Source organism: Chitinophaga sp. (assembly GCF_035538455.1).
Taxonomy (GTDB): domain Bacteria; phylum Bacteroidota; class Bacteroidia; order Chitinophagales; family Chitinophagaceae; genus Chitinophaga.
This window is the reverse complement of the sequence record NZ_DATLKJ010000091.1, coordinates 1-9238: the sequence shown is the minus strand read 5'-3', so window position 1 is coordinate 9238 and position 9238 is coordinate 1. Positions and strand designations below refer to the sequence as shown.

Annotated in this window: 6 protein-coding genes; 5 read left to right on the top strand and 1 reads right to left on the bottom strand. The window is 49.8% G+C overall.

Features of this window, described 5'->3' with window-relative positions; all coding sequences use genetic code 11:
* The 5 genes from VM802_RS10650 to VM802_RS10630 form a co-directional block, all read left to right on the top strand.
* On the top strand, positions 1 to 1024 hold a 1024-nt coding region (locus tag VM802_RS10650; RefSeq protein ID WP_325530156.1), incomplete at its 5' end, for a TolC family protein.
* 32 nt (positions 1025 to 1056) lie between these two features.
* Positions 1057 to 2196 carry an efflux RND transporter periplasmic adaptor subunit gene (locus VM802_RS10645; protein WP_325530154.1) on the top strand — a complete coding sequence of 380 codons (1140 nt, stop codon included), beginning with the start codon at positions 1057 to 1059 and terminating at the stop codon, positions 2194 to 2196.
* A gap of 20 nt (positions 2197 to 2216) precedes the next feature.
* Complete coding sequence (locus tag VM802_RS10640) at positions 2217 to 5390, top strand: efflux RND transporter permease subunit (protein ID WP_325530152.1); 3174 nt, start codon at positions 2217 to 2219, stop codon at positions 5388 to 5390.
* 17 nt (positions 5391 to 5407) lie between these two features.
* Complete coding sequence (locus VM802_RS10635; RefSeq protein WP_325530150.1) at positions 5408 to 6160, top strand: class I SAM-dependent methyltransferase; 753 nt, start codon at positions 5408 to 5410, stop codon at positions 6158 to 6160.
* Positions 6161 to 6205: 45 nt separating this feature from the next.
* Positions 6206 to 7240 carry an alpha/beta fold hydrolase gene (locus tag VM802_RS10630; RefSeq protein WP_325530148.1) on the top strand — a complete coding sequence of 345 codons (1035 nt, stop codon included), beginning with the start codon at positions 6206 to 6208 and terminating at the stop codon, positions 7238 to 7240.
* Between the two features lie 161 nt (positions 7241 to 7401).
* Here VM802_RS10630 and VM802_RS10625 read toward each other — a convergent pair.
* Positions 7402 to 9238, bottom strand: a 1837-nt coding sequence (locus tag VM802_RS10625) for an FAD-binding and (Fe-S)-binding domain-containing protein (RefSeq protein WP_325530146.1), incomplete at its 5' end; no start/stop codon positions are given.

Below are 9238 nucleotides of genomic sequence, written 5' to 3'. Positions count from 1 at the left end.
TACCCGCTTCTCTTCCAATATAAGCGGACAAGTGAACCAGACGGTATTTAAGAGTGATTACTTCCTCGGGCTGAAGGCTGCCCGTGTATATGAAGGACTGGCCACCAAGACGTACACCCGCACGGAGATCGATACGCGCGTGGCTATCACCAAAGCGTATTACGCGGTGCTGACCAACCAGGAAAACATCCGCCTCGGCAAATCCAACCAGGAGCAGCTGAAGAAAACCCTGTCTGACACGAAAGCGCGTTATGATGCGGGGGTGGCAGAAAGAGTGGATGTAGACAGGATCACCGTTTCCTACAACAATATTATAACGCAGCTGGAGAATCAGGTGCGTCTTCTCGTATATTCGATACAGTTATTGAAGTTCCAGATGGGTATGCCGCAGGAGAGCAACCTTGAGCTCACGGAGACTGTCAATGACCTGGATCCGGCTGTTTTTGTTTCAGATACGGTCAACTACCGGGTGGAAGACCGGATTGAATACAATATTCAACAGACGCAGATCGCATTGAACGAATTAAACCTCAAAAGTAAAAAGATGGCTTACCTGCCATCTTTATCTGCTTTTGTGAACTATGGATTCAACTATTTTTCGACGGATTTCGGCGACCTCTATAAAAAAGGATATGATGCTTCTGTGTTGGGGCTCACGCTCGCGTGGCCCATCTTCACCGGAACAGAGCGGCTGCATCAGATCAGAGAGAACAGGATCACGCTGCAGAAATCTGTCAACGACCTTGCTTATTTGTCGCAACAGATCCGGCAGGAAGTGCAGGATGCCAGTACCAGCTATCAGAACAACAAGGCGCTGCTCGTTACACAGAAGACCAACATGGGTCTGACGCAAGGGATTTATGACCGCATTGTGCTGAAGTTTGAACAGGGCGTTGCCACCAGCCTGGATGTGATCTCTGCTGAAAGCGACCTCACGAAGGCGCGTACCGATTATGTTACGGCCATGTTGAATACGCTGGTCAGCAAAACGGAATTGGACAAAGCAATGGGAAAAATCAAGTAAAGTAAAACCTGAAAGCTAAAACCTTTTCACATATGCCCCTTAAAGCAAACAGGATCTTAATTGTATTGGCCATTCTCGGCAGCGCCTGTGGCGGCAAGAAGCAGCAACAGCAGGCGGCAATGATGGGCGGAATGAAAGCGACGGTAGTGGCGGCGGAGGTAACACCCACCTCCTATACGGTAACAGAACAGTTTCCGGCTACATTGGTAGCACACGACATCGTTGAGATACGTTCGGATGTAACCGGCTACCTGGAGGATATCAGGGTGAAAGATGGGAGTTCAGTGACCAAAGGCCAGCCGCTGTATGAAATAGATAAGAGCCGGTATGCGGCTGCCTACAGTCAGGTGAGTGCCACACAGCAACAGGCTGAAGCTGATCTGGCCCAGCGCCAGCGGGACTACGAAAGGTATAAGACCCTGCTGGATCATGACGCCATCTCCAAACAAACGGTTGACCAGGCATATACTGCCGTGCTTACAGCAAAGGCGAATGTTGCAGCGGCCAAAGCCTCTGTGGCCCGTGCCGGTACGGACGTTAACCATGCCGTGATCCGCGCGCCGGTGACCGGCAAGATCGGTATCGTGCAGATCAAAGTAGGCGATATCGTGAATGCAGGACAGACGTTGATTAACACTGTTGTCAACGAACATCCCATGTTCGCCGACTTTGATGTACCACAGGGAAGTCTGCCGCAGTTCCTGCGTATACAGAAAGGAGAATCGGAAGAAAAGTTCTTTCTCCGTTTCACCAGTGGTGAGTTGTATCCTGAGCAGGGAAAGATCCAGGCCATCAACAATATCGTGGATCAGCAGACAGGTACCATCCGTGTCAGACTGGTGTTTGACAACAAGGAAGGGCAGCTGAAATCCGGTATGAGCTGCGTGGTGGTGATGAAGTATACCACGCCTGCCAATCAGCTGGCTATACCGACCAAGGCCATGATACAGAATCTCTCAGAAACCAGCGTATTTACGCTGACAAAAGATAACGTAGTGAAACCAGCTTCCATTGTACCGGGGCCGGTTACGGATACCATGATGCTCGTGAGAAGCGGACTCAATGCGGGCGACAGGGTAGTGGTGGAAGGTCTGCAACGCATCAGGCCCGGAGATACCGTAAATGTAGCTGGTCCGGGCACTGCACCGGCACAGCCGGCAGGTAAACACTAATCCTAAATTGCCATCACAGTATGATCTCGAAAACATTTATTGAGCGCAAGAATACTACGATCGTAATAGCTATCATCATTGTGATTGTAGGGTTGATCTGTATGTTTAACCTGCCCATTGCGCAGCTGCCTGATATAGCGCCGCCTGTTACGGATGTAAGGGCCAACTACGTGGGCGCCAACTCCACTACGGTGGAAGAAACCGTTACCACTCCCATTGAGAACCAGGTAAACGGTACGCCCGGCGCCATGTATATCCAGTCGGTGAGCGCCAATGATGGCTCTATGAGTATCACCGTTACCTTTAAGCTCGGTACTAACCCCGACATTTCCACGCTGGACGTACAGAACCGCGTTAGCCTCGCTTTGCCCAGTACGCCTGATGAGGTAAGGCGTGTAGGCGTTACCGTGAAGAAGCGCTCCAATGACATGCTCATGGTAATTGCGCTTAACTCTCCCAAAGAAACACATAGCCGCGAGTTCCTCGATAACTATCTCAATATCTACCTGAAGCCTGAACTGGCGCGTATCAGCGGGGTGGGTGATGTGAACGCATTCTCCCAGGACTATTCCATGCGTATATGGCTGAACCCTGAAAAGATGGCTGCACTGAACCTCACGGCAGGCGACATTGCACGCGCTATCCAGGAACAGAACCAGCAGGTACCTGCCGGTAGTGTAGGCGCACCGCCTATTTCCAGTCACCAGGCTTTTGAATATACCGTAAGCGTAAAAGGCCGTCTTGCTACCTCCGAAGAATTCGGTAACGTAGTAATAGGAACCAGCAAAACCGGCGCGCTCGTGCGTCTCCGGGACGTGGCCCGTATTACGCTGGGGTCATTTACCTATGCGATCGAAGCTAAAGCCGATGGTAAAACAGGCAGCGGTATGGCGATCTATCTTGCTCCCGGTGCTAATGCGCTTGATGTAAATGACCGTGTGATGAAGAGAATGGAGGAACTGGGAAAATCCTTCCCGGAAGATGTGCAATGGCTCGTACCTTTTGAAACAACGTCTTTCGTAAAAATATCTATCGACGAAGTAATACAGACCTTCATGGAAGCGCTGGCGCTGGTGGTGATCGTGGTATTTGTGTTTCTGCAGAACTGGCGTGCTACTATCATTCCTATACTTGTTATTCCGATCTCCCTGATCGGTACATTTATCTTCTTCCAGCTGCTAGGCTTCTCCATCAATACTCTCACGTTGTTCGGCTTTGTGCTGGCTATCGGTATTGTGGTGGATGATGCGATTGTGGTGGTAGAAGCAGTGCAGCACCATATTGACGCTGACCTGATGTCGCCGCTGGAAGCCACTTACAAAGCGATGTCTGAAGTGCAGGCGCCGGTTATCGCGATTGCGCTGATCCTCGCTGCGGTATTTGTACCGGTAGCGTTTATACCGGGTGTGAGTGGAAGGTTGTACCAGCAGTTTGCATTGACCATCGCATTCTCCGTATTGCTGTCGGCTTTCCTGGCACTGACACTGACGCCGGCACTAACTGCCATATTGTTGCGGCCCGCTCACCTCTCCCAGAAATCACATGGCATCAATAAGCTATTCTTCAAGTTCAATGAATGGTTTGCCAGGGTGACTAACCGTTACAGCAACGGTGTGAAGTATTCGATCCGCAAAACACCCATCGTATTGGTGATCCTGGCAGGTATCTTCCTGGTCGCTTTCTATCTCTTCCGTAAAACGCCTACTACCTTTGTGCCGCAGGAAGACATGGGGGCAATTTTCATTGCACTGGAACTACCAGAAGCCGCTTCCTCCGGCCGGACCAAGGAAGTGATCCGTGAGATCAGCGACATACTGGTAAAAGACAGTGCCGTGAATCACTTCTTCGGCGTAGCCGGTATGAACTTCGTAGCCAATGCGGTGAAACCCAACTCCGGTACTTTCTTCGTGAGTCTTAAACCCTGGGATGTGCGCTACGCTCACGGCGACAATATGAATGCGGTGCTGGGCCGTATCCAGGGCGCTGCCGGCCGGATAGTGGGCGCTAACGTTATCTGTATCCCGGCGCCAACGCTGCGTGGTATGGGTACTTCCGGCGGTTTCTCCTTTATCCTTGAACAGAAAAGTAATCCTGATATAAAACAGTTTATGCAGGTGATGGGACAGTTCCTGATGGCCGCTAACCAGCGCCCGGAGATAGCCCGCGCCTACGCCTTCTTCAGCGCCAATACGCCGCAGTTCAATGTGGAAGTGGACAGGGACAAGTGTAAGCAGTTAGGTGTTGCAGTAAGCGATGTATTCAATGCCTTGCAGACTTTCCTCGGCGGCCTGTACGTCAATGATTTCACCAAATTCAGCAGGAGCTTCAGGGTTGTGATGCAGGCTGATTCGTCTTATCGTTATACGATAGACAATCTGGCTACCTATTACGTGAGGAACAACCAGGGTGGCATGGTGCCGCTCAGCGCGCTCATTACTTCCTCAAAAGGCGCCGGCGCACCGGTTATCAATCACTTCAACCTGTACCGTTCCGTGGAAATTGATGGTGACAGTAAAATGGGTTACAGTAGCGGTGACGCTATCAATGCGCTCAAAGAAGTAGCCGCCAAGACTTTACCGGATAACTTCGGCTATGACTGGGCCAACGTTTCTTTGCAGGAAATTGAAGCTGGAAATACCAGCGTATTGATATTTTCGCTTTCTATTTTGTTTGTGTTCCTGTTGCTTACTGCGTTGTATGAAAGCTGGTCGGTGCCGTTCTCTGTGTTGCTGGCAGTACCTATTGCGTTGTTTGGCTCCATTGTGGCGTTATTCCTGACCAAGCAGGCTAATAGTGTATATTCTCAGATCGGTTTGATTACCCTGATTGGTCTGGCTGCGAAGAATGCCATCCTAATTGTGGAGTTCTGTAAAGAACGCGTGGACAGGGGGATGCCTTTGCTGGACGCTACGCTGGAAGCAGTGCGACTCCGTTTCAGACCAATTCTCATGACTTCTTTTGCCTTCATCCTGGGTGTAATCCCGCTGTGCCTTGCCAAAGGCGCCGGTGCGGCTTCCCGTGTTAATATAGGTTTCACCGTAGTGGGCGGTATGCTGGCAGCCACAGTACTGGCCATTTTCAGCGTACCCGTATTGTATGTGCTGATCACCAGGCTTTCTTACGGTAAGAAAAAACTGGCAGATCTGGAAGCGCATGGTAACGAAGAAAAGAAGCCCAAAGGTTTGGGAGAATAGCGTTATCTTCAGTGTCTATGAAAAACACAGAGCGCTTCAGCAGCCGGGTAGAGAACTATGTGAAATACAGGCCGCATTATCCTGCGGCGATTGTGCCATATCTTAAAACGGAAACAGGGCTTACTTCTGATGCACTTATCGCGGATATTGGTTCGGGTACCGGGATTTCCACACAGCTCTTCCTGGAAAACGGCAACAAGGTGTTTGCAGTAGAACCTAATACAGAAATGCGTGAAAAGGCGGAACAACTGCTGCATCATTTTCCGGGCTTCATCAGTATAGCCGGAACGGCAGAACATACCACGCTGCCGGATGTGTCTGTAGATTTTATTATTGCAGGAACCGCTTTTCACTGGTTCAATCAGGCCGCGGCCCGCGCAGAATTCCGCCGCATATTAAAGCCGGGAGGCTTCGTTACCCTGATGTGGAATGTAAGGCAGTCGGCCTTACCTTTTGAACATGGATATGAAAATTTACTGCACCAATACGGTACCGACTACAAGGATATGGAGCACAGAAAAGTAGATGCGTCTACGTTAGCTTCCTTTTTTGCACCTTATGCCTGCACTGAACATTCTTTCCAGAATGCACAATTCATGGATTATCCTGCCCTGAAAGGCCGCCTGCTTTCCGCTTCTTATACACCTGAAAAAGGGCATCCATCCTATGATCCGATGATAAAAGGCCTGGAGGAACTCTATGAACAATATCAGCAGGATGGTGTGGTTAAATTTCACTATGAAACTAAATTATATACTGGCCAACTGTGAGTGATAGTTATCTTTTTTAAACACCTCAAATCTATGCACACTGCCATGCTCAGAGCAATCCGCATTTGCGTATGCCTATTGCTTGTTTTCTGTCTCCGGTCCTATGGTATCCAGCCTGTGGGCGATAGTATTTATTCCATCGAAAAAATTACACTGGGTGATCTTCCTCAGCATGTGATCATCAAAGGGAGTAACATCAATGATCCGGTTCTGCTCATATTACATGGCGGGCCAGGCTTCCCTGAATCATATCTGTTCAGGAATTACAACAGTGAACTGGAGAAACATTTCGTAGTCGTATACTGGGACCAGCGCGGAGCCGGGCTTTCGTACAAACCTGGTATTCCTGATTCAACCATGACCATTCCCCGGTTTATTTCCGACGCACATGAACTGGTGACTACGCTGAAGAAGCGTTTCCACAAAGACAAGATTTATTTACTGGGGCATTCCTGGGGCTCGGTGCTTGGGGTGTTGGTAGTACAAAAGTATCCGGAAGATTTTTATGCCTATGCTGGCGTTGGACAGGGGGTAGACATGGAAACCGGAGAGCTGGAATCTTACCGGTATGCGCTCAGGAAAGCGGAGGAGGATAAGAATACAAAAGCGATCACGGAGCTTAAAGCTATTGAAGACCAGTATCAACCCGGCCATCCTCATTCTGTTGACGGGCTGAGAATGCAGCGCGGCTGGCTGATGCACTATGGGGGTGTCGTATACGGAGAGCAGGGTTTCGGCAAGTTCTTCAAGAACCTTACAGTACCGGAAAAAGATTTGTACAACTTTGACCAGAATGACGAAGGAGAAGAATTTTCTTTACGTACACTGTGGAATCAGTTCCTGAAGGTGAACCTTATCAAAAGCGCGCCGGAGTTGAAAGTACCGGTTTACTTTTTTCTTGGACGACACGATTACAATACGCCATTTTTTATTGCAGAAAAATATTTCAAACTGTTGAAGGCGCCTCATAAAGAATTATTCTGGTTCGAAAAATCAGGTCATACTGTTCCCTTCGAGGAGCCTGAGAAATTCGATCAGCTGGTGATCAGCCGGGTATTGCAACATAAGGCCGGGAAGTGATTAATTTCTCGCAGAGGCGCAAAGGAAGCAAAGGATATTTTTAAGTTAGCAAAGAACTATTTAACAGTCGGTAACTATTGTCGGGCACTATTAAGTAGATCTTTGCTAACTTAAAAATATCCTTTGCGTTTTTTGCTTCCTTTGCGCCTCTGCGAGAACTATTACGCCAGGCTGTTGTACAGTACCTCCAAAGGATGCAACGCTTTCACGCCGGTGCCGTCTTTCACCTGGTGGCGGCAGCTGGTTCCCGGCGCTGCGATAATAGTTCCCGGTGCAGCATTGCGCACAGCAGGGAACAATACCATTTCACCGATCTGCATGCTGAGATCATAATGCTCTTTTTCATAACCGAAGGAACCGGCCATTCCGCAGCATCCGGAAGGGATTACTTCTACGGTATAGTTCTTAGGTAATGAGAGTATCTTTTGGCTGTGCAGGGCAGATGACAATGCTTTCTGCTGGCAATGCCCGTGCAGTTTAATATGTTGTTTTCCGGTGGTGAACTGTGCGGCTGTGATATGTCCTTTCTCCGCTTCTGCTGCAATAAATTCATCAATCAGGAAGACATGCTTCGCCAGTTCTTTGGCGGTGCTGCGCAAACCCTCACTCACAAGATCCGGATATTCATCACGGAAACTGAGTATGGCAGATGGTTCTACGCCGATTAGCGGGGTGTGCTCATTTATAACGTTACTGAATATACGCACATTTTCATCGGCGATGGTACGTGCTTTGCGCAGCAGTCCTTTCGACATATACGCGCGGGCGCTCTCGGGATGCTCCGTCATCTTCACCTCATAACCAAGTTTATGCAGGAGTTTTACCGCTTTGATACCGATAGCCGTATCATTGAAGTTGGTGAACTCATCGCAGAAAAGGTATACCGTTTTATTGCCGGCAGGTCCCTGTTTTTCCCCGGGCCATTTGTTGCTGAACCATTTGCGGAGTGTAGTGGAATGTAGATCAGGCAGGGAACGCGCTGCTGCAAATCCCGACATCTTCCGGATAATACCGCCGGTAAAAGAGTTATTAATCAGACCATTGTAAATGCCGGGGGCGATAGCTGCGAGCGCAGACAGTTTGGAGTAGTTACCGATCATTTTTGCACGCATCGGTACGCCGTTGGCATCGTAATAGTGCTGAAGGAATTCCATTTTCAGCTTGGCCATATCCACGTTGGACGGGCATTCGGACTTACATCCCTTGCAGGCGAGGCAAAGGTCGAGCACCTCGTATATTTCTTTGTGGTCGAAGCGGTTTTCTTTGGAGGAATGGGTAAGAAACTCGCGCAGGATGTTAGCCCTGGCGCGGGTGGTATCTTTCTCATTGCGGGTAGCCATGTAGCTGGGACACATGGTGCCGCCGCTCAGCTGCGTTTTGCGGCAGTCGCCGGAACCGTTGCATTGCTCCGCATGCTGCAGGATCGTTTGTTCCGGGAAATGGAAGATCGTATTGAATGCCGGTGTTTTCTGACCGGGTTCGTAACGCAGCATGCTGTTCATGGATGGAGTATCCACAATCTTGTTGGGGTTGAAGATATTCTCCGGGTCCCAGGTGTATTTGATCTGTCGCAGCAGTTCGTAGTTCTTTTCGCCCACCATCTGTTTAATGAATTCCCCACGCAGCCTGCCGTCGCCATGTTCGCCACTGAGAGAGCCGTTGTATTTCTTTACGAGGGTGGCTATCTCCTCGGCGATGGTTCTGAAAAGCTGGTTACCTTCAGCTGTTTTCAGGTTGATGATGGGGCGGAGGTGAATCTCCCCGCTACCGGCATGTGCGTAGTGAACTGCGTATAGCCCATACCGTTGGAGGATGTCGTTGAAGTCACGGATAAAGTCAGGCAGGTCTTCCACAGCCACGGCGGTATCTTCGATTACCGGCACGGCCTTCTCATCGCCGGGGAGGTTGGAGAGGAGCCCCAGTCCGGCTTTGCGGAGGGTCCAGATTTTCTTGGTATCGGCGCCAAACAGCAGCGGGAAGTGGTAGCCCAATCCGGCT

What these genes read in the sequence shown, in the direction of transcription:
- VM802_RS10645 (WP_325530154.1), top strand. Translation starts at nt 1,057, where the DNA reads ATGCCCCTTAAAGCAAACAGGATCTTAATTGTATTGGCCATTCTCGGC.
- VM802_RS10640 (WP_325530152.1), top strand. Translation starts at nt 2,217, where the DNA reads ATGATCTCGAAAACATTTATTGAGCGCAAGAATACTACGATCGTAATA.
- VM802_RS10635 (WP_325530150.1), top strand. Translation starts at nt 5,408, where the DNA reads ATGAAAAACACAGAGCGCTTCAGCAGCCGGGTAGAGAACTATGTGAAA.
- VM802_RS10630 (WP_325530148.1), top strand. Translation starts at nt 6,206, where the DNA reads ATGCTCAGAGCAATCCGCATTTGCGTATGCCTATTGCTTGTTTTCTGT.